1 protein-coding gene is annotated in these 707 nt (G+C 77.1%); it reads left to right on the top strand.

What is annotated here, in order from left to right; translation table 11 throughout:
* Positions 1–673 (top strand): asparaginase (locus A9X05_RS08550; protein WP_067780613.1); only part of this gene is annotated, 673 nt, incomplete at its 5' end.
* Positions 674–707 lie beyond the last annotated feature (34 nt).

Genomic DNA, 707 nt, shown 5'->3' on the forward strand with positions numbered 1-707 from the left:
GAGCGCGCTGTGGCTCGAGCTCACCCACGCGGGCGACGTTCCGGTGGTACTGACCGGCGCGATGCGCAGCGCCGACGCCCCCGACGCCGACGGCCCGGCCAACCTGCGGGCGGCCCTCGCCGTTGCGGGCAGCCCCGGCGCGCGGGGCCTGGGCGTGCTGGTGTGTTTCGCCGGCCGGGTCTTGCAGCCGCTGGGGCTGAACAAGGTGGCGACCGACGACCTGACCGGATTCGCCGGTGAGCTGATCGGCACGGTGAACGGCGGTCTCACGCTGGCCGGCACCAAGGCGCGGCCCCAGCTCGGGGATCTGAGCGCGGCGGACGCGCCGCGCGTCGACATCGTCGCCGCCTACCTGGGCAGTGACGGGGTGGCCCTGGACGCCTGCGTGGCGGCCGGGGCCAAGGGCGTGGTGCTCGAGGCGCTGGGTTCGGGGAACGCCGGCGACGCGGTGGTCGACGCGGTGACCCGGCACTGCCGCGCGGGCGTCGCCGTCGCGGTGTCCACCCGCGTCCCCGGCGGGAGCGTCGGCGCAGCCTACGGGCCCGGGCACCAGATGGCGGCCGCCGGCGCGGTGATGGTGCCGACGCTGCGACCGCCGCAGGCGCGGGTGCTGATGATGGCCGCGCTGGCCGCGCGGCTACCGGTCGGCGACGTCATCGCCCGCTGGGGCTGACGGTGCGTTCGCGTCCAGGGCCTGCAGCACGCCC

It is taken from the genome of Mycobacterium sp. E3298, assembly GCF_001666895.1.
Lineage (GTDB): Bacteria > Actinomycetota > Actinomycetes > Mycobacteriales > Mycobacteriaceae > Mycobacterium.